26 protein-coding genes and 1 pseudogene are annotated in these 24,318 nt (G+C 41.0%); 23 read left to right on the top strand and 4 right to left on the bottom strand.

The genetic code is table 11. The features are described 5' to 3' along the window. The 7 genes and pseudogenes from GMD5S_RS0209030 to GMD5S_RS0208995 all read left to right on the top strand — a co-directional run. Positions 1-457: pseudogene (locus GMD5S_RS0209030) on the top strand (translation initiation factor IF-2); the annotation flags it as partial. A gap of 165 nt (positions 458-622) precedes the next feature. Next, a complete protein-coding gene (rbfA, locus tag GMD5S_RS0209025; protein WP_001273601.1) occupies positions 623-973 on the top strand; it encodes a 30S ribosome-binding factor RbfA in 351 nt (116 codons plus the stop codon). Between the two features lie 150 nt (positions 974-1,123). Then, entirely contained in the window at positions 1,124-1,903 is a 780-nt protein-coding gene (locus GMD5S_RS0209020) for a hypothetical protein (RefSeq protein ID WP_000113742.1), read from the top strand. A gap of 1 nt (position 1,904) precedes the next feature. After that, positions 1,905-2,087, top strand: a complete 183-nt coding sequence (locus GMD5S_RS0209015; protein WP_000522943.1) for a hypothetical protein — start codon at positions 1,905-1,907, stop codon at positions 2,085-2,087. A gap of 261 nt (positions 2,088-2,348) precedes the next feature. Beyond that, entirely contained in the window at positions 2,349-2,582 is a 234-nt protein-coding gene (locus tag GMD5S_RS0209005; RefSeq protein ID WP_000368739.1) for a DUF1858 domain-containing protein, read from the top strand. Further along, positions 2,582-3,916 carry a DUF438 domain-containing protein gene (locus tag GMD5S_RS0209000; RefSeq protein ID WP_000752873.1) on the top strand — a complete coding sequence of 445 codons (1,335 nt, stop codon included), beginning with the start codon at positions 2,582-2,584 and terminating at the stop codon, positions 3,914-3,916. Before GMD5S_RS0209005 ends, GMD5S_RS0209000 begins: the two co-directional genes overlap by 1 nt. Positions 3,917-3,925: 9 nt before the next feature. Further along, positions 3,926-4,180, top strand: coding sequence for a DUF1912 family protein (locus tag GMD5S_RS0208995; RefSeq protein WP_000119707.1), 255 nt, complete (start codon positions 3,926-3,928; stop codon positions 4,178-4,180). Positions 4,181-4,222: 42 nt separating this feature from the next. Here the strand turns inward: GMD5S_RS0208995 and GMD5S_RS0208990 are convergent, their stop codons facing one another. Then, positions 4,223-4,528 carry a DUF898 family protein gene (locus tag GMD5S_RS0208990; RefSeq protein WP_001058555.1) on the bottom strand — a complete coding sequence of 102 codons (306 nt, stop codon included), beginning with the start codon at positions 4,526-4,528 and terminating at the stop codon, positions 4,223-4,225. A 217-nt stretch (positions 4,529-4,745) separates the two neighbouring features. Between GMD5S_RS0208990 and GMD5S_RS0208985 the strand changes: the two genes are divergently transcribed. The 5 genes from GMD5S_RS0208985 (at position 4,746) to GMD5S_RS0208965 (ending at position 12,616) form a co-directional block, all read left to right on the top strand. Beyond that, positions 4,746-5,141 carry a helix-hairpin-helix domain-containing protein gene (locus GMD5S_RS0208985; RefSeq protein ID WP_000038702.1) on the top strand — a complete coding sequence of 132 codons (396 nt, stop codon included), beginning with the start codon at positions 4,746-4,748 and terminating at the stop codon, positions 5,139-5,141. 277 nt (positions 5,142-5,418) lie between these two features. Further along, the gene (locus GMD5S_RS0208980) at positions 5,419-6,003 is read left to right on the top strand and encodes a GNAT family N-acetyltransferase (RefSeq protein WP_000582275.1); all 585 of its coding nucleotides are present in this window, start codon (positions 5,419-5,421) and stop codon (positions 6,001-6,003) included. Next, entirely contained in the window at positions 6,000-7,034 is a 1,035-nt protein-coding gene (locus GMD5S_RS0208975; RefSeq protein WP_008283990.1) for a hypothetical protein, read from the top strand. The genes GMD5S_RS0208980 and GMD5S_RS0208975 overlap by 4 nt, the downstream gene beginning before the upstream one ends. Continuing rightward, positions 7,027-9,678 (top strand): valine--tRNA ligase, encoded by a 2,652-nt coding sequence (locus GMD5S_RS0208970; protein WP_000032182.1) that lies wholly within the window; start codon positions 7,027-7,029, stop codon positions 9,676-9,678. Before GMD5S_RS0208975 ends, GMD5S_RS0208970 begins: the two co-directional genes overlap by 8 nt. Before the next feature lie 73 nt (positions 9,679-9,751). After that, the gene (locus tag GMD5S_RS0208965) at positions 9,752-12,616 is read left to right on the top strand and encodes a DUF3427 domain-containing protein (protein ID WP_001114049.1); all 2,865 of its coding nucleotides are present in this window, start codon (positions 9,752-9,754) and stop codon (positions 12,614-12,616) included. 12 nt (positions 12,617-12,628) lie between these two features. Here the strand turns inward: GMD5S_RS0208965 and GMD5S_RS0208960 are convergent, their stop codons facing one another. Beyond that, positions 12,629-13,021, bottom strand: coding sequence for a (deoxy)nucleoside triphosphate pyrophosphohydrolase (locus GMD5S_RS0208960; RefSeq protein ID WP_000037666.1), 393 nt, complete (start codon positions 13,019-13,021; stop codon positions 12,629-12,631). A 204-nt stretch (positions 13,022-13,225) separates the two neighbouring features. Here GMD5S_RS0208960 and rpoE point away from each other — a divergent pair, with 204 nt between their 5' ends. From rpoE to GMD5S_RS0208910, 10 genes are all read left to right on the top strand, one after another. Further along, positions 13,226-13,816, top strand: coding sequence for a DNA-directed RNA polymerase subunit delta (gene rpoE, locus GMD5S_RS0208955; protein WP_000418415.1), 591 nt, complete (start codon positions 13,226-13,228; stop codon positions 13,814-13,816). A 316-nt stretch (positions 13,817-14,132) separates the two neighbouring features. Then, a complete protein-coding gene (locus GMD5S_RS0208950; RefSeq protein WP_000105262.1) occupies positions 14,133-15,740 on the top strand; it encodes a CTP synthase in 1,608 nt (535 codons plus the stop codon). Positions 15,741-15,836: 96 nt separating this feature from the next. Next, on the top strand, positions 15,837-16,136 hold the full coding sequence (locus GMD5S_RS0208945; RefSeq protein WP_001013969.1) for a DUF4651 domain-containing protein: 300 nt from the start codon (positions 15,837-15,839) through the stop codon (positions 16,134-16,136). Next, a complete protein-coding gene (locus tag GMD5S_RS0208940) occupies positions 16,133-16,450 on the top strand; it encodes a thioredoxin family protein (protein ID WP_000586541.1) in 318 nt (105 codons plus the stop codon). The genes GMD5S_RS0208945 and GMD5S_RS0208940 overlap by 4 nt, the downstream gene beginning before the upstream one ends. Before the next feature lie 15 nt (positions 16,451-16,465). Beyond that, positions 16,466-17,092, top strand: a complete 627-nt coding sequence (gene ytpR, locus GMD5S_RS0208935) for a YtpR family tRNA-binding protein (protein ID WP_000578270.1) — start codon at positions 16,466-16,468, stop codon at positions 17,090-17,092. Positions 17,093-17,133: 41 nt separating this feature from the next. Next, entirely contained in the window at positions 17,134-17,895 is a 762-nt protein-coding gene (locus tag GMD5S_RS0208930; protein ID WP_001107742.1) for an SDR family NAD(P)-dependent oxidoreductase, read from the top strand. Positions 17,896-17,972: 77 nt separating this feature from the next. After that, positions 17,973-18,368, top strand: coding sequence for a single-stranded DNA-binding protein (locus GMD5S_RS0208925; protein WP_000282436.1), 396 nt, complete (start codon positions 17,973-17,975; stop codon positions 18,366-18,368). A gap of 284 nt (positions 18,369-18,652) precedes the next feature. Then, positions 18,653-18,937: a co-chaperone GroES gene (gene groES / locus GMD5S_RS0208920; RefSeq protein WP_000917334.1), complete on the top strand. Its 285-nt coding sequence runs from the start codon at positions 18,653-18,655 to the stop codon at positions 18,935-18,937. Positions 18,938-18,952: 15 nt separating this feature from the next. After that, entirely contained in the window at positions 18,953-20,575 is a 1,623-nt protein-coding gene (gene groL / locus GMD5S_RS0208915) for a chaperonin GroEL (RefSeq protein WP_000031557.1), read from the top strand. 124 nt (positions 20,576-20,699) lie between these two features. Further along, a complete protein-coding gene (locus GMD5S_RS0208910; protein ID WP_000567567.1) occupies positions 20,700-21,467 on the top strand; it encodes an epoxyqueuosine reductase QueH in 768 nt (255 codons plus the stop codon). A 70-nt stretch (positions 21,468-21,537) separates the two neighbouring features. On the opposite strand, the gene ntdP is transcribed toward GMD5S_RS0208910, so the two are convergent. After that, entirely contained in the window at positions 21,538-22,071 is a 534-nt protein-coding gene (gene ntdP, locus GMD5S_RS0208905) for a nucleoside tri-diphosphate phosphatase (protein ID WP_000775318.1), read from the bottom strand. Positions 22,072-22,159: 88 nt separating this feature from the next. Next, positions 22,160-22,936, bottom strand: a complete 777-nt coding sequence (recX, locus tag GMD5S_RS0208900) for a recombination regulator RecX (protein WP_000705066.1) — start codon at positions 22,934-22,936, stop codon at positions 22,160-22,162. 37 nt (positions 22,937-22,973) lie between these two features. Here recX and rlmD point away from each other — a divergent pair. Further along, on the top strand, positions 22,974-24,318 hold a 1,345-nt coding region (rlmD, locus tag GMD5S_RS0208895), incomplete at its 3' end, for a 23S rRNA (uracil(1939)-C(5))-methyltransferase RlmD (protein ID WP_016893843.1).

The raw sequence follows: 24,318 nt of genomic DNA, 5'->3' as shown, positions 1-24,318 counted from the left end.
GGAAGCTTCCAATGCCTTTATCGTTGGTTTCAACGTACGCCCTACACCACAAGCGCGTCAACAAGCGGAAGCTGACGATGTAGAAATCCGTCTCCACAGCATTATCTATAAGGTTATCGAAGAGATGGAAGAAGCCATGAAAGGGATGCTTGACCCAGAATTCGAAGAAAAAGTTATCGGTGAAGCAGTTATCCGTGAAACCTTTAAGGTATCTAAAGTCGGAACTATCGGTGGATTCATGGTTATCAACGGTAAGGTTACCCGTGACTCGAAAGTTCGTGTTATCCGTGATGGTGTCGTTATCTATGATGGCGAACTCGCCAGCTTGAAACACTACAAAGACGACGTCAAAGAAGTTACAAACGGTCGTGAAGGTGGTCTCATGATTGATGGCTACAATGATATCAAGACTGATGATGTGATTGAGGCCTACGTCATGGAAGAAATTAAACGATAATAGAGAAACGATAGCCAATTTGACTCGTCGTCAACAGCGCCTTGATGAACTTTAGTTCTATCAAAGGCTTGTTTCCTAGATTCAAATGGCTCTAGTTCTTCTATCTATTAGAAATAGCTAGGTCTGCTGGCCTAGCTTTTGGTTCAAAGTAGAGAAAGGAATATCATGGCAAATCATTTCCGTACGGATCGTGTGGGCATGGAAATCAAGCGTGAAGTCAATGAGATTTTGCAAAAGAAGGTCCGTGATCCGCGTGTCCAAGGTGTGACCATTACAGATGTTCAGATGCTAGGTGACTTGTCTGTTGCCAAGGTTTACTACACCATTTTGAGTAACCTTGCTTCGGATAATCAAAAAGCTCAAATCGGGCTTGAAAAAGCAACTGGTACCATCAAACGTGAACTTGGTCGCAATTTGAAATTGTACAAAATCCCAGATTTGACCTTCGTCAAAGACGAATCCATCGAATATGGAAACAAGATTGACGAGATGTTACGCAATCTGGATAAGAACTAAGAAAGAGGGGCAACCCTCTTTTTTGTTGCCACAGTATGATCATTACTATTTGACGATATATCTATCTGATAAAAATCGGTTTAAAAAATTTGTAAATTTCACATAGTATGATATGATAAAGTCTGATATGAATGAAAAACGGAGAGACATATGGCTAGACAAGATATAGCTATGCAAGTACTGCAACAAGTGGTGAAACTACCCGTAGTCAAAGTTGATCGAGAGAAATTTTTGGTGGAAAAGTTTTCCAAGGAATTAGATCGCAAGGACATTGCTACCTTATTAGAACAAGGACCGACTTCTTTGTTGCCTCAAGAAAGCTTGGATCGCGTGGCCAAGGCCTGTATTAAGGATAATGTCCTGTTAGCCAGTGGAACTTCGGTTTTGGCTGGTCTACCTGGAGGTATTATCATGGCGATCACTATCCCGACAGACGTAGCCCAGTTTTATGCATTCTCATTAAAACTAGCTCAGGAGCTAGGGTATATTTACGGATTTGATGATCTCTGGGCATCGCGCAATGAGTTAAGTGAAGATGCTAAAAACACTCTCTTGCTGTATCTCGGTGTGATGCTGGGAGTAAATGGCGCAGGTGCTCTGCTTCGATCAGGCGGTGTGACAGTAGCCAAGCAAGTCATAAAAGTAGTGAACAAGAAAGCCTTGACAAAGACGCTCTGGTATCCTATTTTAGAAAAAGTTTTGAAGATTTTTGGAGTCAATCTGACAAAAGGAGGCCTAGCCAAAGGGATGGGGAAAGTGATCCCTATCCTAGGTGGAGTCATTTCTGGGGGCTTAACCTTTGCGACCATGAAACCGATGGGAGAAAGATTGCAAAAGGAATTGTCCAAGCTAGTCAACTACAATGAAGTACAATATCAAAGAGACGTTGATATTATCCGAAAAGAGGTCGAAATCATCGAAGGAGAGTAATATGGGACTTATAAAAACTCTAGCTAAAACTTATGGGAATTACTTTTTTGTGATGCAAAGCATCAAAGTCCTGAAGAACATGAAAAAAGACGACAATGCTCTAGTAGGTTTCGGGAAAGTACTGCTTGCTGACAAGCTGATGGATGTAGCCCAGTGGCTCGCAAAACCAGATGATAAGGAATAACTTGAAATGAAAGAAACTAGCAGGAACTCCGCTACTAGTTTTTTAATCTCTTTCCATATGGTATAATATAAGCAGTAAAATCATTTTATACTCTTCGAAAATCTCTTCAAACCACGTCAGCTTCACCTTGCCGTAGGTATGGTTACTGACTTCGTCAGTTCTATCCACAACCTCAAAACACTGTTTTGAGCAACCTGCGGCTAGCTTCCTAGTTTGCTTTTTGATTTTCATTGAGTATTAGAACATACAATGGAGGTCGTCATGGACAATATCATCGATGTATCAATTCCCGTTGCAGAAGTGGTGGACAAGCATCCAGAAGTCTTGGAAATCCTAGTGGAGCTGGGTTTTAAACCACTTGCTAATCCCTTGATGCGCAACACAGTCGGTCGCAAAGTATCGCTGAAGCAGGGTTCTAAACTTGAAGGAACTCCTATGGACAAGATTGTCCGCACACTGGAAGCGAATGGTTACGAAGTGATTGGATTAGACTAATGGCAGATGAACGGATTCATATCCTACGGGATATTTTGTTAGAATTGCACAACGGCGCCTCTCCCGAGTCAGTTCAGGAGCGTTTTGATGCGACTTTTACGGGTGTTTCAGCCATTGAGATTTCCCTCATGGAGCACGAGCTGATGAACTCAGACTCAGGTGTCACCTTTGAAGATGTCATGGAACTCTGCGATGTCCATGCCAATCTTTTTAAAAATGCTGTTAAGGGCGTCGAAGTAGAGGATACTGAACACCCTGGCCACCCAGTTCGCGTCTTCAAGGATGAAAATCTGGCTCTCCGTGCAGCTTTGATTCGCATTCGGAGACTGTTGGATACCTATGAGTCTATGGAAGATGAGGAAATGCTGGCAGAGATGCGCAAGGGCTTGGTCCGTCAAATGGGGCTGTTGGGGCAATTTAACATCCATTATCAGCGCAAGGAAGAGCTCTTTTTTCCCATCATGGAGCGCTATGGTCACGATTCACCTCCTAAAGTCATGTGGGGGGTGGATGACCAGATTAGAGAACTCTTTCAGACAGCTCTAGCGACGGCTAAGGAACTACCAGAAGTGGCGATTTCCACTGTAAAGGAGGCCTTTGAAGCTTTTGCGACAGAGTTTGAAAGTATGATTTTCAAGGAAGAGTCCATCCTTCTCATGATTCTTCTTGAGTCCTTCACCCAGGATGACTGGATTCAGATTGCGGAGGAGAGCGATGCCTACGGCTATGCCATCATCCGTCCGTCTGAAAAATGGGTGCCAGAACGACAGAGTTTCGTTGAGGAAAAGAGTGCAGAGGAGCCCGTGCAGCTGGACACGGCTGAAGGTCAAGTTCAGCAAGTTATCGATACACCAGAAGGCCAGTTCACCATTACCTTTACCCCTAAGGAAAAGGAAGCAGTGCTGGACCGTCATAGTCAACAGGCTTTTGGCAATGGTTATCTCTCCGTCGAGCAGGCCAATCTCATCCTCAATCACCTCACTATGGAGATCACTTTTGTCAATAAAGACGATATTTTTCAGTATTACAATGACAATACGCCAGCTGATGAGATGATTTTCAAACGGACGCCGTCCCAAGTCGGGCGCAATGTAGAACTCTGCCATCCGCCCAAATATCTAGAAAAGGTGAAGGCCGTTATGCAAGGTCTTCGTGAAGGGGTCAAGGACAAGTATGAAATGTGGTTCAAGTCAGATTCGCGAGGCAAGTTTGTCCACATTACCTATGCTGCGGTACACGATGAAAACGGGGAATTCCAAGGCGTGTTGGAGTATGTTCAGGATATCCAGCCCTACCGAGAGATTGATACGGACTTCTTCCGTGGATTAGAATAAGGAGAATCAATGAGTTACGAACAAGAATTTATGAAGGAATTTGAAGCCTGGGTCAATACCCAGATCATGATCAACGACATGGCGCACAAGGAAAGTCAAAAAGTCTACGAAGAAGACCAAGACGAGCGTGCCAAAGATGCCATGATTCGCTACGAAAGTCGCTTGGATGCTTATCAGTTCTTGCTTGGTAAGTTTGAAAATTTCAAGGCGGGCAAGGGATTTCATGATCTGCCAGAGGGATTGTTTGGCGAACGGAATTACTAATCATTGCAAATCAAAAAGTGCGTATGAACGCACTTTTTCTATTTATACGTGATGCGTGTGTTTGGTAATCCATTGTTCCATTTTGATATGCAACCAGAATGAATAGATGCCCAAGGTGATGATGGTGAGCAAGAACCACTTGATCCAGTTCCCGAATAATTGAGAACCAGTTCCGTCAAAATAAAGGCGACGTCCATCGATGACAGTATGCTTAACCTTCCAGTTTTGCATCATGCAAACTGCCCAAGGCGTAGCGATTCCAACAGTAAAGCCCATGATAAGCATGGCTAGGATAGCATGTCCAACGTAGCTCAAAAGACCGCCGTCAAAGTAACTTTCGTTATTCATATCGTTCTCCTTATCAGCTTTTTACGTGAATCAGTCTTGCACATTACTGCATATTTTATCAAGAAGTCGAATCATTGTCAAATTAGATTGAAAGAGAAAACGGCTAGATTTTTAAGGGGAATCTTATTTCCTTTCTTGATTTTTTCCAAAAATCTTGATAGAATATCTTTATTAAATCCTTGTCAGAGCAGGGATTTTTTATTGAAAGGATTTTATCATGTCAAAGAAACTCCAACGTAAAAAACAATTGCGAAATAGCCTTCGTCGCTCAGGTGCATTTTCAAGTACGGTGACCAAAGTTGTCGAAGAGACCAAGAAAGTTGTGAAACATGCAGAAAAATCTGCCAGCCAAGCAGGAAAAGTTGTCTCTAAAAAAGTGGAACAAGCAGTAGAAGCGACTAAAGAGCAAGCTCAAAAAGTAGCCAATTCAGTAGAAGATTTCGCAGCTACTTTGGGTGGCCTCTCAGTAGATCGTGCTAAGACTTTCTATGATGAAGGCATCAAGTCGGCTGCTGACTTTAAAAACTGGACTGAAAAAGAACTCCTTGCCTTGAAAGGAATCGGTCCAGCTACCATTAAGAAATTAAAAGAACACGGCATCAGTTTCAAGTAATTTTTCTTGTCCCTTGCATTTCCGTCAAAAACTTGCTACAATAAAGCCATTAGAGGTGTTTTGAATCCCACATTTTACAGAAAGTGGCGGTGCTGAGAAGTCCACAAATGTGTCAAAACTGGTTGCTGATGGATAAAAAATGAAATAATATTGTCTTTTTGTTTTAAAGACGAGAGTTGCGGGCATCTGCCCGAAATTGGGTGGTACCGCGGATTAGTACATTCGTCCCTGTCATGAATATGGCAGGGGCATTTTTTATGGGAAGCGAGGGAGAAAGATGATAATAGCTGAGTTACCAGAACGTTTAGAAACCGAACGGCTAGTCTTACGAGTCCGTACCGTGGCTGATGTTGTGGATATCTTTGACTATGCCAGTAGGCCAGAAGTTTCCTACCCAGCAGGCTTTCCGCCCGTCAAGACCTTGGAAGATGAGATTTATTATCTGGAGCATATTCTGCCCGAGCGCAATGAAAAGGACAATCTCCCAGCTGGTTACGGCATAGTGGTTAAAGGGACCGATACTATCATCGGCTCTGTTGATTTCCCTCGTCGTCACGAGGATGATGTCTTGGAGATTGGCTATATCTTACATCCAGACTATTGGGGTCTAGGTTATGTTCCAGAAGCTGCGAGTACCTTGATTGATTTAGCTTTTAAAGAACCTGGTCTTCACAAGATTGAGCTGACTTGTTTTGGCTACAATGTCCAAAGTCAACGAGTCGCAGAAAAGCTTGGCTTTACCCTTGAAGCTCGTATCCGGGACCGCAAAGATGCCCAAGGAAACCGCTGTGACAGTCTGATATATGGTTTGCTGAGGAGTGAGTGGGAAAAACAATCATTAGATGGGAGGAAGATTAATTGAACTCAATTTATTCATTCCAGCCCAATCGTAGATTTAATTTAAAAGAATTTCTTTCTAAAAGTAAGCTATCCTTGGCTTTTATTTATACTTTTGATGGGATATATTGTGGAATTTTGATATACTTTCTCTACAATAAAAATCTAATTGAATCAATTTTAATAAACTTATATGAATATTTTTCAAAGAATTATAGTATACATGAAAACCAATTTGGTTACTGGCTTAGCGCGATAGTAACATTAGTAATACCATTTATATTATCTGTTATAAAAAGTGTTATATCGATTATAATTTTTAAAAAAATGAATAAAATATATATACCTAAAGGAAAGACGCTTTGGAATGTATATGCTACAATGACATTTACTTCTTTTTTATGTTTTTTTATATATCTTTATTACTTTTTTTCTAGATTTCTCGATTTTTATAATGATTTATTTTTAGATGTTATCATTTTTCTTTTTCTTATAACACTATTTTTATTTTACTGGTGGCAAATTTATAATCTGATTGGATATGGTGCAAAAGATATAAAAGAAGTGATTGCATCATGGCTAACTGTAACAATGAGTATATTATTGTTGACAGTATTTAATCAAGTTGAAAACGAATTAATCAATGCTCTAAGTTGGTTTTTACCAATACTAATTCCAAATCTAATAGGGGAAATAAATTCTCAGTTTGATACAAATAAATATAAGAAAAAACCAAAAAGAACTGATAAAATGGATAGACACCTCTACCGAATTCAAATATACAGTTTTCTTACTTTATTAATGTTGAGTATTATTCCAAAGTTAGTTGAAATTATATGGGGATTGAAGATTAAAGTAGAATTGACCAAAATAATAAATTTGTCAGCTGATTGGACATCTGAATTTCTTGCCTCAACCATAATTGTTTTCTTATGTTTTATATTATCATTAATTATTGGAAGGGGCATGATTTGGTTGTTAAAATATTTCTATTTAGATCCATCAAAAAGATATTATAAATTTGAAAAAAATAAAAGGAGAAAAAATAATGTCTAAAGAACTTTCACCTAAATACAATCCAGCCGAGGTTGAGGCTGGTCGTTACCAGAAATGGCTTGACGAAGATGTTTTCAAGCCTTCAGGCGATCAAAAGGCTAAGCCTTATTCTATCGTGATTCCACCACCAAACGTAACTGGTAAACTCCACCTTGGTCACGCTTGGGACACGACTTTGCAGGATATTATCATCCGTCAAAAACGGATGCAAGGTTTTGACACCCTTTGGCTTCCAGGGATGGACCACGCAGGGATTGCGACTCAGGCTAAGGTTGAGGAACGCTTGCGTGGTGAGGGCATTTCCCGTTACGACCTCGGTCGTGAGAAATTCCTTGACAAAGTCTGGGAATGGAAAGACGAATATGCCACTACCATCAAGGAACAATGGGGCAAGATGGGGCTCTCTGTAGACTACTCTCGCGAGCGTTTCACTCTTGATGAAGGCTTGTCAAAAGCTGTTCGCAAGGTTTTCGTGGACCTTTACAAGAAAGGCTGGATCTACCGCGGTGAGTTTATCATCAACTGGGACCCAGCAGCTCGCACAGCTCTTTCTGATATTGAGGTTATCCACAAGGACGTGGAAGGTGCCTTCTACCACATGAACTACATGCTAGAAGACGGCTCACGCGCCCTTGAAGTGGCGACAACTCGTCCTGAGACCATGTTTGGGGACGTTGCGGTTGCGGTAAATCCAGAAGACCCACGCTACAAGGACTTGATCGGTAAAAATGTTATCCTTCCAATCGCTAATAAATTGATCCCAATCGTTGGGGATGAACACGCAGATCCTGAGTTTGGTACTGGTGTCGTGAAAATCACGCCTGCTCACGATCCAAACGACTTCTTGGTTGGTCAACGTCATAACTTGCCACAAGTTAACGTCATGAACGACGACGGAACCATGAATGACTTGGCCTTCGAATTTGCAGGCATGGACCGTTTTGAAGCTCGTAAGGCAGTCGTTGCTAAGTTGGAAGAAATCGGTGCCCTTGTTAAAATCGAAAAACGTGTCCACAGTGTTGGTCACTCAGAGCGTACAGGTGTTGTGGTTGAACCGCGCTTGTCTACGCAATGGTTCGTTAAGATGGACCAATTGGCGAAAAATGCCATTGCCAACCAAGACACAGAGGACAAGGTAGAATTCTACCCACCTCGTTTCAACGATACCTTCCTCCAATGGATGGAAAATGTCCACGACTGGGTAATCTCTCGTCAGCTCTGGTGGGGTCACCAAATCCCTGCTTGGTACAATGCTGAGGGTGAAATATATGTCGGCGAAGAAGCACCTGAAGGTGACGGATGGACTCAGGACGAAGATGTCTTGGATACGTGGTTCAGTTCTGCCCTTTGGCCATTCTCGACCATGGGCTGGCCTGATGTCGATTTAGAAGACTTTAAACGTTATTATCCAACATCAACTTTGGTGACTGGTTATGATATTATTCCGTTCTGGGTGTCTCGGATGATTTTCCAAGGTTTGGAATTTACTGGCAAGTCGCCATTCAAAAATGCCTTAATTCATGGTCTCATTCGTGATGAGCAAGGACGCAAGATGTCGAAATCTCTCGGTAACGGGATTGATCCAATGGATGTTATTGATAAGTACGGAACAGATAGCCTTCGTTGGTTCCTTTCAAACGGTTCTGCCCCAGGACAAGACGTGCGCTTCTCTTACGAGAAAATGGATGCTTCATGGAACTTCATTAACAAGATCTGGAACATCTCTCGCTACATCCTCATGAACAATGAAGGCTTGACCCTTGAGCAAGCAACTGCCAATGTCGAAAAAGTTACCAACAAGGAAGCTGGAAACGTCACAGACCGCTGGATTCTCCACAACCTCAATGAAACGATCGGCAAGGTCACTGAAAACTTTGACAAGTTTGAATTTGGTGTGGCTGGCCATATCCTCTACAACTTCATCTGGGACGAGTTTGCGGACTGGTATGTTGAGTTGACCAAGGAAGTCCTTTATAGCGATAACGAAGAAGAGAAAGTCATCACACGTTCTGTTCTCCTTTATACTTTGGACAAGATCCTTCGACTCCTTCACCCAATCATGCCATTTGTGACAGAGGAAATCTTTGGACAAATCTCTGAAGGCTCTATCGTTACAGCGGAATACCCAACTGTTAATCCAGCCTTTGAAGACCTTGCTGCCCACACTGGTGTAGAAAGTCTCAAAGACTTGATCCGTGCCGTTCGGAATGCGCGTGCGGAAGTAAACGTAGCACCAAGCAAGCCAATCACCATCCTTGTGAAGACTAGCGATAGTGATTTGGAAGCCTTCTTTAACAGCAATGTCAACTACATCAAACGCTTCACAAATCCAGAACACTTGGAAATCGCATCAAACATCCCTGCACCTGAACTCGCCATGTCAAGTGTCATCACAGGAGCAGAAATCTACCTGCCACTGGCAGACCTCCTCAATGTCGAAGAAGAACTCGCTCGTCTCGACAAGGAACTCGCTAAATGGCAAAAAGAACTGGATATGGTCGGTAAGAAACTCTCTAACGAACGCTTCGTAGCCAACGCCAAACCAGAAGTCGTCCAAAAAGAACGCGACAAACAAGCCGACTACCAAGCGAAATACGATGCGACAGTCGCACGTATTGATGAGATGAAGAAGTTGGTGAAATAAACACAGAAACACGGTGATGAACCGTGTTTTTTGGTATAATGAAAATATTAAAACAATAGAAAAGAGAAGGTCTATGCCAGAAGGCGTCACTTTATTTCAAGATACCTTGATCAAATCTTTAAAGTTTGGATTTATTGATAATATTAAATTTCAAGAAGGGGGATACTCTCCTCAAATTTTAATTAATGACCCAGAGTCCAAGCGATATGTATTGAAGGATATTCAAGAAGAATTATCAAAATGCCAAGCCTTTTATATTTCGGTAGCATTTATTACCCAATCAGGAATTGCTCTGATAAAATCCCAATTATCAGATTTAATGGATAAAGGAATAAAAGGTAAAATTCTTATATCTCCTTATCTTGATTTTAATGATCCGGTTGCCATGCAAGAATTACTCAAGTTGAAAAATGTTGAAGTTCGACTTACTCCAGAGAGTCTGCAGATGCACGCTAAGTTTTATCTTTTTGAACATCAGGGGAAACAGGTTCTTATTTCTGGAAGTTCAAATTTAACTCATAATGCATTGAAAATCAATTACGAGTGGAATATTAAGTTGACATCAACTTACAATGGAGAGTTAATTCAAGCTACTAAAAAAGAGTTTGAAAAAATTTGGGAAAAGTCGGATGTTTTAACTATAGAAAAGATTGATTCTTACGCTAGAAAGCGTCAGAAAACAATTCGAGTGGACCAGATTCGAGAAGAGGAAATAGCAGAATATCAGGTTACAAGTATTGAACCTAATAAGATGCAAAATGAAGCACTGAAAGGTCTGCAGGCTATTCGCGATTCAGGGAAAAAGAAAGCTTTAGTTATCAGTGCTACAGGGACAGGAAAAACATATTTATCAGCTTTTGATGTTCAACAATTTGAGCCGAAAAGAATGCTCTTTATCGTTCATAGGGAGCAAATTCTTCAAAAGTCTTTAAAGGATTTTCAAAAGGTTTTACAGTTCCCGGAATCAGAAGGTTTGATTTATCATTCTGGTGCTGATTTGACAAATAAGAAATACATTTTTGCTACGATTCAAACTTTGTCACGTGATTATCATTTGAATCTATTTTCAGAAGATTATTTTGACTATATTTTAATTGATGAGGTTCATAAAGCTGGAGCTGATTCATACAAAAAAGTGATGGCACATTTTCATCCTGAGTTCTTTTTAGGAATGACTGCAACTCCCGAACGAACTGATGGGCAAAATATTTATGAACTGTTTGATTATAATATCGCCTATGAAATTCGTCTGCAGGATGCGCTTGATAATGATATGCTTTGCCCATTTATTTATTTTGGGGTAAAGGATATTGAGATAGATGGACATCTAATCGATGAGAAGACAAATATATCAAACTTAACATCTAATGAACGAGTTAAACATATTCTGCAAAAAATTGATTTTTATGGAGTAAGTGGTGAAAAAGTAAAAGGATTGATATTCTGTTCCTCTAAACAGGAAGCGCATGAACTCGCCTCAAAATTGAATCAGAATGGGAAAGTTTGTAGGGCTCTAACAGGCGATGATAATATTGAAACACGAAATGAAGTCGTTTCTCAACTTGAAAAAGGAGAACTAGACTACATTTTGACAGTGGATATTTTTAATGAAGGTATTGATATTCCTTCTGTCAACCAGGTAGTCATGTTAAGAAATACTCAGTCTAGTATTGTTTTTGTTCAACAACTAGGGCGTGGTCTTCGTAAACATGAGAGTAAAGAATACGTCACGATCATTGATTTTATTGGTAATTATAAAAATAACTATTTGATTCCAATTGCTTTATTTGGAGACAAATCAATGAATAAAGATAATTACCGAAGAGAGCTAAGAGAACCCAATATTTTAAATGGCCTAACTACTATTAATTTTGAAGAAGTTGCTAAAGAACAAATCTTTAAGTCTATTACTAATACAAATCTTTCCAATCGAGCTATCCTAAAAGAGGCCTATATGGAAACAAAGAACCGCTTGGGACGTACTCCGAATCTCAGTGATTTTTTGGAACTAGATAGTCTAGATCCCTATGTTTTCTTTGATACTTTTAATCATTATGGAGAGGTTATTGCTTCCTTTGAAAAAGAGGATCGGTTTATTAAAATTCCTGAATTAAATGGTTTTCTAACTTTCCTCTGCAAAGAACTATCCAATGGTAAACGAAAAGAAGAACTCTATCTTTTAAAAATATTACTAGAAAAAGGAAAGATTTCTCGATCTGAATTTAAACAAATCTTAACAATGAAGCAATTAGGATCCTCCGAACAGTTATTTAAATCTATCGAAAACTGTTTAGACTATAACTTTTTCGTTAAAAGAGATCAAGAAAAGTATGGTTTGTCAGCCTTAAGCATTGAAGATGACACTTATCAACTAGCAACAGATTTCACTCAATTTCTTACAGAGGAATACAAAAAATTTATCTTAGACATCATTCAGACTGGTCTAGAGCGCTCTCAAAAATATCCGCAGGAACCATTGACAATAGGTGAAAAATACTCTCGAAAAGATGCTGTGAGACTTCTTAACTGGGACAAGGATGAGAGTTCTACTGTATATGGATACAAGGTCAAACATGGAACGTGTCCTATCTTTGTAACTTATCATAAGGATGACGATATTACAGAAACAACCCAGTATCAAGATGGATTCTTATCCAACAAAGTCTTTCATTGGTATTCTCGGAGCAATCGAAGCTTTAAGTCTAAAGAAGTTGCTGATATTATGCAATCTAATCAAACCGGTTTGGCTCTTCATCTCTTCGTAAAAAAAGAAGACGGTGAGGGAAGTGATTTCTATTATCTAGGGCCAGTTAGTTATTTGGAAGATAGTGCTACTGAAACTAGGATGCAGGATGGAAAAACTCCTGTAGTTACAATGAATTTTGAATTAGCCAATGAGGTTTCTTCCGCACTTTATGATTATTTGACAAAAAAATAAGAGAGTAATCTCTTATTTTTTTGTTAATAATTCTACAGCTGGACGATCTACTGGAGCCCAGTTGAGAGTATCTAGTTCATTGGGAGCTAACCAAGTTGAATTTTGGTGTTCAAGCAACTCTAGTTTTCCTGATATTAGCTTTGCATGATAGGTCTTCATGACAACTGTCCCAAAATTATAATCATATGAAGCTTCATTGATGTAAGAAACAATCTCAATTTCAGAATTTAGTTCTTCTTTAATTTCACGGACTAAAGCTTGTTCAGGAGATTCTCCTACTTCTAATTTCCCACCTGGAAATTCCCAAAAACCTCCTAAACTTTTACCTTCAGGTCTTTGTGCACAGAATATTTTTCCATCTCGTTCTATAGCCGCTGCAACAACATTTATTATTTTTTTTGACATAAGCTACCTCCAAGTAATATTTTAACAAATATTTTTAAATTTACCATGTGTTAAAATCAATTGATTTTTACTTAATAAATCATAGATAAATCTATTTTAACCTTTGACTATTCCGCAAAATTATCGTACAATAAAGAGTACATGATAAAATGAGGTCGGAGTCTGTTCGCTCTGGCGATAGTAGTAAAAATGAGGAGAAACGCTTTGGAATTAGAAGTATTTGCTGGGCAAGAAAAAAGTGAACTATCTATGATTGAGGTAGCGCGCGCTATCTTGGAACTTCGTGGTCGCGATCATGAGATGCATTTTAGCGATCTTGTAAACGAAATTCAAAACTACCTTGGAACATCAAACAGCGATATCCGCGAAGCTTTGCCTTTGTTCTACACAGAGTTGAACTTTGACGGTAGCTTCATCTCTCTTGGGGACAACAAATGGGGTCTTCGTTCATGGTATGGTGTAGACGAAATCGACGAAGAAATCATCGCTCTTGAAGAAAGTGACGACGATGAAGTAGCACCAAAAGCTAAGAAAAAACGTGTCAATGCCTTTATGGATGGCGACTCAGATGCCATTGACTACAACGCAGATGATCCAGAAGACGAAGATGCATACGAAGCAGATCCAGCTCTTTCATATGATGATGAAAATCCAGATGATGAGAAAAATGAAGTGGAAGCTTACGATGCAGAAATCAACGAAATCGCTCCTGATGACTTGGGTGAAGACGTGGATCTTAACGAAGAAGACGACGAGTTTTCTGACGATGACGCTGAAACGAGTGAAGAAGAGTAAAAGACTTCACAGAGGAGATCGTAAGATCTCCTTTTTCGTTCCTTGAGCAGGTCATCAGTTTGGATGCGGATCTTTAATTTGTTTTCTGAAAACAATCTTCTTTTTTCATCTTTTACCAATTCAGGTTGACAAATGTTCTGCTTTAAGGTATCATATTGTTCGGGCACCTCTTTTAGAGGTCGGGGCTCCCTAGTTACTAGGGAGCTATTTTTGTTTTTTCAGGAAGTTTTCTTGAAAAGTCGTTATTCATAAGGGTCTTGTTTTCTATCTCCCCTCGTAGTTAACAAGACCTTGAGCATTTTAGAAAGAGGAATCTATGTCTACGAAATATATTTTTGTAACTGGTGGTGTGGTGTCGTCTATTGGGAAAGGGATTGTGGCAGCAAGTCTGGGGCGTCTCTTGAAAAATCGTGGTCTAAAAGTGACTATTCAGAAGTTTGACCCTTATATCAATATCGATCCGGGAACCATGAGCCCTTACCAGCACGGGGAAGTCTTTGTGACAGATGATGGGGCTGAGACCGATTTGGACTTGGGCCACTATGAACGTTTCATCGATATCAATCTCAACAAATACTCCAACGTGACAACTGGTAAAATCTACAGTGAAGTTCTTCGTAAAGAACGCCGTGGCGAGTACCTTGGGGCAACTGTTCAAGTCATTCCTCATATCACAGATGCTTTGAAAGAAAAAATCAAGCGTGCTGCTGTAACGACTGATTCGGATGTCATTATCACAGAGGTTGGTGGAACCGTTGGGGATATCGAGTCCTTGCCATTCCTAGAGGCTCTTCGTCAGATGAAGGCAGATGTGGGTGCGGATAATGTTATGTATATCCACACAACCTTGCTTCCTTATCTCAAGGCTGCGGGTGAGATGAAGACCAAGCCAACTCAACATTCTGTAAAAGAATTGCGTGGTTTGGGAATCCAGCCAAATATGTTGGTTATTCGTACAGAAAAACCAGCTGGTCAGGGCATTAAAAACAAACTAGCTCAGTTCTGTGACGTGGCTCCAGAAGCTGTTATCGAGTCTTTGGATGTCGAACACCTTTACCAAATTCCATTGAACTTGCAGGCACAAGGTATGGACCAAATTGTCTGTGACCATTTGAAACTAGACGCACCAGCAGCGGATATGACAGAGTGGTCAGCCATGGTGGACAAGGTCATGAACCTGAAAAAACAAGTTAAGATCTCCCTCGTTGGTAAGTATGTGGAGTTGCAAGATGCCTACATCTCTGTGGTTGAAGCTTTGAAACACTCTGGTTATGCCAACGACGCAGAAGTGAAGATTAATTGGATCAATGCCAATGATGTGACAGCAGATAATGTAGCAGAACTCTTGTCTGATGCGGACGGAATCATCGTACCAGGAGGTTTTGGTCAACGTGGTACGGAAGGGAAAATCCAAGCCATCCGATATGCGCGTGAGAATGATGTCCCAATGTTGGGAGTCTGCTTGGGAATGCAGTTGACTTGTATCGAGTTTGCTCGTCACGTTTTGGGTCTTGAAGGTGCCAATTCTGCTGAACTTGCACCAGAAACAAAATACCCTATCATAGATATCATGCGTGATCAGGTTGATGTTGAGGATATGGGTGGCACCCTTCGTTTGGGACTTTATCCGTCTAAGTTAAAACGTGGTTCTAAAGCAGCGGCTGCTTATCACAATCAAGAAGTGGTGCAACGCCGTCACCGTCACCGTTATGAGTTTAACAATGCCTTTCGTGAACAGTTTGAGGCAGCAGGTTTTGTCTTCTCAGGAGTTTCTCCAGACAATCGTTTGGTCGAAATTGTGGAAATTCCTGAGAATAAATTCTTTGTGGCTTGTCAGTATCACCCTGAACTTTCCAGCCGTCCAAACCGTCCAGAGGAACTCTACACAGCCTTTGTCACTGCAGCAGTTGAAAATAGTAACTAGTTATCTTCCAATCTCTGAGAGCAATCTCAGAGATTTTTTAAATGCCTTGCTCGTATACGGCTTCCCTATTTGTCCTAGAGGTCTTTTTGTGTTACAATGAATGGTATGAAAGCTAAGAAATTATGGATGACTGGCTTGACTGTGGCTGGTCTAAGTGCCCTTGCTTTAGGGGCTAAAAAAGCAGCAGATAACCACAAACTTATGAAGACTCAAGAAGAGTTGACCGCTATCGTGCGCGAACTTTTCTCAGATATGGGTGAGATTGCGACTCTCTATGTTCAAGTCTACGAAAGTAGTCTAGAGCGACTCGTTGGAGGAGTCATTTTCGAGGATGGTCGTCACTATACCTTTGTCTATGAAAATGAAAATCTGGTCTATGAGGAGGAAGTCTTATGATTATTCCCAATAGTATAGAAGAACTAGCAAGTTTTGTCGAACAAGATGGCAAGAAGGTCTTCCTTTTTGTGGCAGACTGGTGTGGCGATTGTCGTTATATCTATCCATCCTTGCCAGAGATTGAGGAGACCAATCCAGAGTTCACATTTATTCGAGTGGACCGAGACCAGTATCTGGATCTGGCCAAACTCTGGGATGTGTACGGTATTCCTAGTCTTGTTGTGCTAGAAAAGGACAAGGAAATCGGTCGTTTTGTTAATCGTGACCGTAAAAGCAAGCAACAAATTAACGACTTTTTAGCAGGACTGAAATAGGAGAAAAAGGAAACAATGATTTTTACATATAATAAAGAGCATGTTGGCGATGTCCTTATGATCATCGTGAAAAATAGTGGCGATGCCAAGTTGGACGTGGAGCGCAAAGGCAAAGTAGCCCGTGTTTTCCTCAAAGATAATGGGGAAACAGTAGCTTGGAATATTTTCGAAGTTTCAAGTTTCTTTGAAATTGCAGAGCGTGGTCAAGTCTTTTTGACAGATGAGCAAGTAGAACGTTTGAACCAAGAATTGCAGGCGGAAGGTTTTACAGAAGAGATTGTCAATGACAAGGAACCTAAGTTTGTTGTCGGTGAAATTGTCGAGATGGTAGCCCATCCTGATAGTGACCACCTCAACATCTGTCAAGTGGCCGTCGCAAGTGACAAGACAGTGCAAATCGTGGCAGGAGCACCCAATGCGCGTGTTGGGTTGAAAACCATTGTAGCTCTTCCTGGAGCGATGATGCCCAAAGGCAATCTCATTTTCCCAGGCGAACTTCGTGGTGAAAAGAGTTTTGGCATGATGTGCAGCCCTCGTGAATTGCATTTGCCAAATGCTCCGCAAAAACGTGGGGTTATTGAATTATCAGAAGACCAAGTTGTCGGAACTCCATTTGACCCAGTCAAACACTGGACTGCCTAGGAAATTGTCGGTATTTGATAGATCAGATAGAGGGGGATAAGATGGCGAAAAATGTAGTGATTACAGGAGCGACCTCAGGAATCGGTGAAGCGATTGCGCGTGCTTATCTGGAGCAGGGGGCGAATGTCGTTCTAACAGGGCGACGGACAGACAGACTAGAGACCCTCAAGTCAGAGTTTGCAGAAACGTTTCCAAATCAAACAGTTTGGACTTTTCCTCTGGATGTGACGGATATGACCATGGTCAAGACTGTTTGTTCCGATATTCTAGAAACGATAGGGCAGATTGATATCTTGGTCAATAACGCTGGACTAGCTCTTGGCTTGGCTCCCTATCAAGACTATGAAGAGTTGGATATGCTGACCATGTTAGATACCAATGTCAAGGGGTTGATGGCAGTCACTCGCTGTTTCTTGCCTTCTATGGTAGCAGCCAATCAAGGTCATATTATCAATATGGGATCGACCGCAGGAATCTATGCCTATGCTGGGGCAGCGGTTTACTCAGCCACCAAGGCTGCAGTCAAGACTTTTTCAGATGGACTGCGAATTGATACGATCACAACGGACATCAAGGTGACCACCATTCAACCAGGGATTGTCGAAACAGATTTCTCTACAGTTCGTTTTCATGGTGATAAAGAGCGTGCTGCCACCGTCTATCAGGGAATTGAGGCCTTGCAAGCTCAGGATATTGCAGATACAGTGATCTATGTGACCAGTCAGCCTCGTCGTGTGCAGATTACAGATATGACCATTATGGCCAATCAACAGGCAACAGGTTTCATGGTTCATAAAAAATAAAAAATTTTCTCGAAAAGTTACAAATTTCTGTAACTTTTTTTGATTCCTTGCGAATAGATAAGTAGGAGGAAGAAAATATGTATAATAAAGTTATTCTTATTGGACGTTTAACGTCTACACCAGAATTGCACAAAACCAACAATGACAAGTCAGTAGCGCGTGCAACTATCGCTGTGAACCGTCGTTACAAAGACCAAAACGGGGAACGTGAAGCTGATTTTGTCAATTTGGTTCTTTGGGGGAAATTGGCTGAAACCTTGGCAAGCTACGCAACTAAAGGTAGTCTTATCTCTGTGGATGGAGAACTTCGTACCCGTCGCTTTGAGAAAAATGGCCAGATGAACTACGTGACTGAAGTTCTTGCCACAGGATTCCAACTTTTAGAAAGCCGTGCCCAACGTGCCATGCGTGAAAATAACGCAGGACAGGATTTGGCAGATTTGGTCTTGGAAGAGGAAGAATTGCCATTTTAATACTCTTCGAAAATCTCTTCAAACCACGTCAGCTGGTATAGGTAACTGACTTCGTCAGTCTTATCTACAACCTCAAAACACTGTTTTGAGCAACCTACGGCTAGCTTCTTAGTTTGATCTTGGTATAAACATTGAGAAGTCTGAGTTGGTCTCAGGCTTTTTTATATTGAGAAAGTCAGACTTTTTTCTTGACTATTTCTGACCAAGTGATACAATAGAACTATAATTTAGCACTCAGATATAAAGAGTGCTAATAATATGTATGTCATCATGGAGGAAAGCAAATGTTGAAACCATTAGGAGACCGTGTGGTCTTGAAAATCGAAGAAAAAGAACAAACTGTTGGAGGCTTTGTCCTTGCAGGCTCAGCCCAAGAACAAACAAAAACAGCCCAAGTTATAGCTACAGGACAAGGTGTTCGTACCTTGAATGGTGACTTGGTTGCTCCAAGCGTTAAGGCTGGAGACCGTGTCTTAGTTGAAGCACATGCGGGTATTGATGTCAAAGATGGAGATGAAAAGTATATCATCGTTGGTGAAGCTAACATCTTGGCAATCATTGAAGAATAGAAGGAGAAAGTAAGTATGTCAAAAGAAATTAAATTTTCATCTGATGCTCGTTCAGCTATGGTCCGTGGTGTCGATATCCTTGCAGACACTGTTAAAGTAACCTTGGGACCAAAAGGTCGTAATGTCGTGTTGGAAAAATCATTTGGCTCACCACTCATCACCAATGACGGTGTTACTATTGCCAAAGAAATTGAACTAGAAGACCATTTTGAAAATATGGGTGCCAAATTGGTATCAGAAGTAGCTTCAAAAACCAATGATATCGCAGGTGACGGAACGACAACTGCAACTGTTTTGACTCAAGCTATCGTACGTGAAGGAATCAAGAACGTCACAGCAGGTGCCAACCCAATCGGCATTCGTCGGGGGATTGAAGCAGCAGTTGCTGCTGCAGTAGAAGCCTTGAAAAACAATGCCATCCCTGTTGCCAATAAAGAAGCCATCGCTCAGGTTGCTGCTGTATCTTCTCGTTCTGAAAAAGTCGGCGAATACATCTCTGAAGCCATGGAAAAAGTTGGCAAGGATGGAGTCATCACCATTGAAGAGTCACGTGGTATGGAAACAGAACTTGAAGTCGTAGAAGGAATGCAGTTTGACCGCGGTTACCTTTCACAGTACATGGTGACAGATAGCGAAAAAATGGTGGCAGACCTTGAAAATCCATACATTTTGATTACCGACAAGAAGATTTCCAATATCCAAGAAATCTTGCCGCTTCTAGAAAGTATTCTTCAAAGCAATCGTCCACTCTTGATTATTGCAGATGATGTGGATGGTGAAGCTCTTCCTACTCTTGTATTGAACAAGATTCGTGGAACCTTCAACGTAGTAGCAGTTAAGGCCCCTGGCTTTGGGGACCGTCGTAAGGCTATGTTGGAAGACATCGCCATCTTGACAGGTGGAACTGTTATCACAGAAGATCTTGGCCTTGAGTTGAAGGACGCTACTATTGAGGCGCTTGGTCAAGCAGCGAGAGTAACTGTGGACAAAGATAGCACGGTTATCGTAGAAGGTGCTGGAAATCCTGAAGCCATTTCTCACCGTGTTGCGGTTATCAAGTCTCAAATCGAAACAACAACTTCTGAATTTGACCGTGAAAAATTGCAAGAACGCTTGGCAAAATTGTCAGGTGGTGTCGCAGTTATCAAGGTCGGTGCTGCAACTGAAACTGAGTTGAAAGAAATGAAACTCCGCATTGAAGATGCCCTCAACGCTACTCGTGCAGCCGTGGAAGAAGGAATCGTTGCTGGTGGTGGAACTGCTCTTGCCAATGTCATTCCAGCAGTGGCTGATTTGGAATTGACAGGAGATGAAGCGACAGGACGCAATATTGTTCTCCGCGCCTTGGAAGAACCTGTTCGTCAAATCGCTCACAATGCGGGATTCGAAGGGTCTATCGTCATTGACCGTTTGAAAAATGCTGAAGTTGGTACAGGCTTCAACGCAGCAACTGGCGAGTGGGTCAACATGATTGAAGAGGGAATCATCGACCCAGTTAAAGTGAGCCGTTCTGCCCTTCAAAATGCAGCCTCTGTAGCTAGCTTGATTTTAACAACAGAAGCAGTCGTAGCCAATAAACCAGAACCAGTAGCCCCAGCTCCAGCAATGGATCCAAGCATGATGGGCGGGATGATGTAAAAGCAACTTATAAAAAACACAAAAGGAGGGAACATAATCCCTCCTTTTAAGGTTTTCTCTTCTAAAATTGATTTGAGCTCTCCTAACTTATATGATAAAATAAGACTAGAAGAAGGAGAAGAACATGATTGATGTAGAAGAAATTCTGAGCAAGATGAATCCCAATCAGAAGATTAATTATGACCGTGTTATGCAGAAAATGGTTCAGGTTTGGGAGAAAAATGAGCAACGTCCAACTATTCTCATGCATGTTTGCTGTGCTCCTTGTAGTACCTACACTCTAGAATACCTGACAAAATACGCGGATGTGACCATCTATTTTGCCAATTCCAATATCCATCCAAAGGCAGAATACCACAAGCGGGCCTACGTCACCAAGAAATTTGTCAGTGACTTCAATGAGCGAACAGGCAATACGGTCCAGTATTTAGAAGCGCCCTACGAACCAAATGAATACCGGAAGTTAGTCAGAGGGCTGGAAGAAGAACCAGAAGGCGGCGATCGTTGCAAGGTTTGTTTTGACTACCGTCTGGATAAAACGGCGCAAGTAGCTATGGACTTGGGCTTTGACTACTTTGGTTCAGCTTTGACCATCAGTCCCCATAAGAATTCTCAAACCATCAACAGCATCGGAATTGATGTGCAAAAGATTTATACAACCCACTATCTCCCAAGTGATTTCAAGAAAAACCAAGGCTACAAGCGCTCGGTGGAGATGTGCGAGGAGTATGATATTTATCGTCAATGTTATTGTGGATGCGTCTATGCAGCTCAAGCCCAGAATATTGATCTTGTTCAGGTTAAGAAGGATGCCACGGCTTTCTTGTTGGATAAGGATGTTGAAAAAGACTATTCCCACATCAAGTTTACTGTTACTAAATTAGATATATAGAAATCAACCCAGCTGAAAAGCTGGGTTTTTCAAATAAAAAAACCAGGGTTTTCACCCCAGTTTGACAACTTTACCGATTCTTTAGTTCTATGTAGCGTTTGTACCAAATGTTGACATAGGCCTCTGAGAAAGGACCGCGTCCATTGTTAATCCAATCAACAAGGATTTTAACATGCTCTTTCAAAATATAGTCTAAATCATCAGAATACTTCATTTTGCGTTTATGGCGCTCATACTCTTCAACGTCCAAGAGACGCTTTTCACCATCAGTGAAAACCTTGACATCCAAATCATAATCAATGTATTTCAGGGCTTCCTCATCTAGATAGTAAGGACTTGCCATATTGCAATAGTAGGAAATCCCATTATCACGAATCATGGCAATGATATTAAACCAATATTTTTTGTGAAAGTAAACAATAGCCGGTTCTCGAGTCACCCAACGACGACCGTCACTTTCGGTAACAAGTGTGTGGTCGTTGACGCCGATAATGGCGTTCTCTGTTGTTTTTAGTACCATGGTGTCCCGCCAAGTACGGTGAAGACTCCCATCATGCTTATAACTTTGAATTGTAATAAAGTCGCCTTCTTTTGGAAGTTTCATAACTAACCAACTTTCTACAATTTATAAGTTTATCGTTTACTATTATATCATAAATCGGTCTAATTTTTTTGAATTTTACACGAAAATATTAAAGATATTCTCTGAGAGCGCTAGCTATATCCGAAAAATCATAGCCTTTTCGAGCTAAAACTTGAGTTAATCGTTGCTTTAGTTCGTAACCTTCATATTTGCGAGCATACTTAGCATATTGTTTGTCTAGCTCTTTAAAAATGAGTTCTTGAGTCGTTTCTTGGTCGACTTGGCTGTCCAAGTCATCAAAAGCACTTTTAGCATCAGAATAGGAGAAGCCTTTGTTCGTCAAGTTTTGAATGATCTTATCCTGCAAGGCACGAGCGGGAAGCTTTCCCGTGTATTTTTTTAGCAGTTTCTCCGCCACACGTTGAGCAACCTCTGAAAAATCAAAATCCTTTAAAACATCTTCAATAGTTGATTTGACAATCCCTTTTTGAGACAGTTTTTGAGCTAGCACATAGGGTCCCTTATCTCCAGAAAGTTGATTTGCATTGATGATAGAGTAGGCATACTGACGATCATTAATCCAGTTATCTTCTTTGAGATTAGCGATAACTTGACTAGTGATTTTTTCATCAAGATCATACTTTTTCAGATACTCACGAACTTCCTTTTCGGTTCGAGCTTTAAATGATAGATGGTAGAGGGCGAGATTTTTACCATAAGAGAACTGGGCAAAGTCCTGAATCTCGGTCAATTCTTCAGTGCTAACCACCTTATCTTTAGACAACATAAAACGGACAATGGTATCCTCCGTGATATAAGAGGTTTGCTGTCCATCTAACTCCATCAAGTAGAGACGTTTTTTCTTTTCAAGTTTTGTGATTTTCATAGTTCTATTATACCCTAAAATGTGATAAGATAGGGGTATGAATCTGAAAGTCAAACAAAAAATACCTTTAAAAATCAAGCGGATGGGCATCAATGGTGAGGGAATCGGTTTCTATCAGAAAACCCTCGTTTTTGTGCCAGGCGCCCTCAAAGGAGAAGATATCTATTGTCAGATTACTTCTATTAAACGTAACTTTGTTGAAGCCAAATTACTAAAGGTTAATAAGAAGTCGAAATTTCGAGTCGTACCAGCTTGTACGATTTATAATGAATGTGGTGGTTGCCAAATCATGCACCTCCACTACGATAAACAGTTGGAGTTCAAAACGGATTTGCTCCACCAAGCCCTGAAAAAATTTGCTCCTGCAGGATATGAAAACTATGAAATCCGTCCAACTATCGGAATGCAGGAACCAAAGTACTACCGTGCTAAGCTTCAATTCCAGACTCGGAAATTTAAAAATCAGGTCAAGGCAGGTTTGTATGCGCAAAACTCTCATTATCTCGTAGAGTTGAAAGACTGTTTGGTGCAAGATAAGGAAACCCAAGTGATTGCGAATCGCCTAGCTGAACTTCTTACTTACCACCAAATTCCAATTACAGATGAGAGAAAAACGCTCGGTGTTCGCACGATCATGGTACGAAGAGCAAGAAAAACGGGGCAAGTTCAGATAATCATTGTCACGAATCGCCAGCTTAATTTAACCCAGCTGGTAAGAGACTTAGTTAAAGATTCTCCAGAAGTTGTCACAGTTGCAGTCAATACAAATACAGCAAAAACAAGTGAAATCTATGGTGAAAAGACGGAAATTATCTGGGGCCAAAAGAGCATTCAAGAAGGAGTACTGGACTATGAGTTTTCTCTCTCGCCCCGAGCTTTTTATCAACTTAATCCGGAGCAGACAGAAATTCTCTATAGTGAAGCAATTAAGGCTCTGGATGTCAGCAAAGAAGACCATCTAATCGATGCATATTGCGGTGTTGGGACGATCGGATTTGCCTTCGCAAAGAAGGTCAAGAGTCTCAGAGGAATGGATATTATTCCAGAAGCCATAGAAGATGCCAAGCGAAATGCTAAAAAAATGGGATTTGACAATACCCATTATGAAGCGGGAACAGCAGAAGAGATTATTCCACGCTGGTATCAAGAAGGCTACCGAGCAGATGCCCTGATAGTCGACCCTCCTCGTACAGGCTTAGATGATAAGCTACTGGATACCATTCTGACCTATGTTCCAGAAAAAATGGTCTATGTATCCTGCAATGTTTCGACCTTGGCACGAGATTTAGTTAAACTAGTAAAAGTCTATGACCTCCAGTATATCCAGTCGGTCGATATGTTTCCCCACACTGCACGGACAGAAGCAGTGGTTAAATTAGTGA

Origin of the sequence: Streptococcus sp. GMD5S (assembly GCF_000298715.2) — a bacterium.
In the GTDB taxonomy this organism is placed as follows: Bacteria; Bacillota; Bacilli; order Lactobacillales; family Streptococcaceae; genus Streptococcus.
This window is presented reverse-complemented; position numbering and strand designations above follow the sequence as displayed.

What these genes read in the sequence shown, in the direction of transcription:
- rbfA (WP_001273601.1), top strand. Translation starts at nt 623, where the DNA reads ATGGCAAATCATTTCCGTACGGATCGTGTGGGCATGGAAATCAAGCGT.
- GMD5S_RS0209020 (WP_000113742.1), top strand. Translation starts at nt 1,124, where the DNA reads ATGGCTAGACAAGATATAGCTATGCAAGTACTGCAACAAGTGGTGAAA.
- GMD5S_RS0209015 (WP_000522943.1), top strand. Translation starts at nt 1,905, where the DNA reads ATGGGACTTATAAAAACTCTAGCTAAAACTTATGGGAATTACTTTTTT.
- GMD5S_RS0209005 (WP_000368739.1), top strand. Translation starts at nt 2,349, where the DNA reads ATGGACAATATCATCGATGTATCAATTCCCGTTGCAGAAGTGGTGGAC.
- GMD5S_RS0209000 (WP_000752873.1), top strand. Translation starts at nt 2,582, where the DNA reads ATGGCAGATGAACGGATTCATATCCTACGGGATATTTTGTTAGAATTG.
- GMD5S_RS0208995 (WP_000119707.1), top strand. Translation starts at nt 3,926, where the DNA reads ATGAGTTACGAACAAGAATTTATGAAGGAATTTGAAGCCTGGGTCAAT.
- GMD5S_RS0208990 (WP_001058555.1), bottom strand. Translation starts at nt 4,528, where the DNA reads ATGAATAACGAAAGTTACTTTGACGGCGGTCTTTTGAGCTACGTTGGA.
- GMD5S_RS0208985 (WP_000038702.1), top strand. Translation starts at nt 4,746, where the DNA reads ATGTCAAAGAAACTCCAACGTAAAAAACAATTGCGAAATAGCCTTCGT.
- GMD5S_RS0208980 (WP_000582275.1), top strand. Translation starts at nt 5,419, where the DNA reads ATGATAATAGCTGAGTTACCAGAACGTTTAGAAACCGAACGGCTAGTC.
- GMD5S_RS0208970 (WP_000032182.1), top strand. Translation starts at nt 7,027, where the DNA reads ATGTCTAAAGAACTTTCACCTAAATACAATCCAGCCGAGGTTGAGGCT.
- GMD5S_RS0208965 (WP_001114049.1), top strand. Translation starts at nt 9,752, where the DNA reads ATGCCAGAAGGCGTCACTTTATTTCAAGATACCTTGATCAAATCTTTA.
- GMD5S_RS0208960 (WP_000037666.1), bottom strand. Translation starts at nt 13,021, where the DNA reads ATGTCAAAAAAAATAATAAATGTTGTTGCAGCGGCTATAGAACGAGAT.
- GMD5S_RS0208950 (WP_000105262.1), top strand. Translation starts at nt 14,133, where the DNA reads ATGTCTACGAAATATATTTTTGTAACTGGTGGTGTGGTGTCGTCTATT.
- GMD5S_RS0208945 (WP_001013969.1), top strand. Translation starts at nt 15,837, where the DNA reads ATGAATGGTATGAAAGCTAAGAAATTATGGATGACTGGCTTGACTGTG.
- GMD5S_RS0208940 (WP_000586541.1), top strand. Translation starts at nt 16,133, where the DNA reads ATGATTATTCCCAATAGTATAGAAGAACTAGCAAGTTTTGTCGAACAA.
- ytpR (WP_000578270.1), top strand. Translation starts at nt 16,466, where the DNA reads ATGATTTTTACATATAATAAAGAGCATGTTGGCGATGTCCTTATGATC.
- GMD5S_RS0208930 (WP_001107742.1), top strand. Translation starts at nt 17,134, where the DNA reads ATGGCGAAAAATGTAGTGATTACAGGAGCGACCTCAGGAATCGGTGAA.
- GMD5S_RS0208925 (WP_000282436.1), top strand. Translation starts at nt 17,973, where the DNA reads ATGTATAATAAAGTTATTCTTATTGGACGTTTAACGTCTACACCAGAA.
- groES (WP_000917334.1), top strand. Translation starts at nt 18,653, where the DNA reads ATGTTGAAACCATTAGGAGACCGTGTGGTCTTGAAAATCGAAGAAAAA.
- groL (WP_000031557.1), top strand. Translation starts at nt 18,953, where the DNA reads ATGTCAAAAGAAATTAAATTTTCATCTGATGCTCGTTCAGCTATGGTC.
- GMD5S_RS0208910 (WP_000567567.1), top strand. Translation starts at nt 20,700, where the DNA reads ATGATTGATGTAGAAGAAATTCTGAGCAAGATGAATCCCAATCAGAAG.
- ntdP (WP_000775318.1), bottom strand. Translation starts at nt 22,071, where the DNA reads ATGAAACTTCCAAAAGAAGGCGACTTTATTACAATTCAAAGTTATAAG.
- recX (WP_000705066.1), bottom strand. Translation starts at nt 22,936, where the DNA reads ATGAAAATCACAAAACTTGAAAAGAAAAAACGTCTCTACTTGATGGAG.